This window comes from Pedobacter psychrophilus (assembly GCF_001652725.1).
GTDB classification, from domain to species: domain Bacteria; phylum Bacteroidota; class Bacteroidia; order Sphingobacteriales; family Sphingobacteriaceae; genus Pseudopedobacter; species Pseudopedobacter psychrophilus.
In genome coordinates this window covers 1-918 of sequence record NZ_LWHJ01000017.1, presented here as the reverse complement: position 1 = coordinate 918, position 918 = coordinate 1, and the positions used below count along the sequence as shown (strand labels likewise).

General features: G+C 31.2%; 2 protein-coding genes. Both read right to left on the bottom strand.

Annotation, left to right across the window (positions count from 1 at the left end; translation table 11 throughout):
* Positions 1–140 precede the first annotated feature (140 nt).
* Positions 141–473: a helix-turn-helix domain-containing protein gene (locus A5893_RS04990; protein WP_068821469.1), complete on the bottom strand. Its 333-nt coding sequence runs from the start codon at positions 471–473 to the stop codon at positions 141–143.
* On the bottom strand, positions 457–816 hold the full coding sequence (locus tag A5893_RS04985) for a type II toxin-antitoxin system RelE/ParE family toxin (RefSeq protein WP_068821468.1): 360 nt from the start codon (positions 814–816) through the stop codon (positions 457–459). Before A5893_RS04985 ends, A5893_RS04990 begins: the two co-directional genes overlap by 17 nt.
* Positions 817–918: the final 102 nt, after the last annotated feature.

Genomic DNA, 918 nt, shown 5'->3' with positions numbered 1-918 from the left:
TAACGTTTTGCAAGTTTGTACAGAAATGGCATTAAAGCAGTACCAATTTCAGCTTGCATAAACTTAATTAATTTGTAGAAAGTTGTTTTACCGTAGTCAGCCATTTTTGTACAAACTTGTTGTTAGCGGAAGTAGTGTTTTTAGGCAATTTGTATTTTGCTGTTCATTATTTCAACGTTGAAATTCACTTTTGCTTTCAATGCACCAAACACTTTTAAAATTGTTTCCATAGTTACATTTGTCGTATTGTTCTCTAATTTTGAAATTTGCGCCCTTTGAACACCAATTAGTCTACCTAATTCTTCTTGCGTTAAATTTCTTTCTAGTCTAACTTTACGAATCATTTCTCCCATAACTTCTAGCTGAAGTTCTTGTTCGTATTGAACTCTTCGTTCCGTTCCAATTTCACCAATAAATTCGTCTTTTATTTGGTCAAAAGTGAAAATCTCTAATTCTTTATTTTTTGTTGCCATTTTTCTTTATTTCTTTAAGTTCAAAATATTTTAACCTGATTTGTTCGGCTTTTTCGATTTCCTTTTCAGGTGTTTTATCTGTTTTCTTTATGATTCCGTGAGTCGTTAGCACAAGAGTTTCGTGTTTATCTTCTTTGTCCCAAAAAGCAAATATTCGATAATGTGTTTTGTTAAATAGTGTTCTAAACTCCCAAATTTCACCCTTTAGTTTTTTAAATAGTTCGTTGTCGGTCTTGATTTTAGCTTTATCTATGTTGAAGATGATCTTATCACGACTTTTCGTGTCTAGTAGCAATAAAAATTCTCTCGCCTCGGTCAGGAATAGAACTTCAAATTTTTTCATTCAATACAAATTGTTTCCATACAAAGATACAATTTTTTATTCTTCAAAATTAAAATAAGTGGTTTTTAGAAGTTTGTCTAGGTCGAACTATTTCCGCTAACG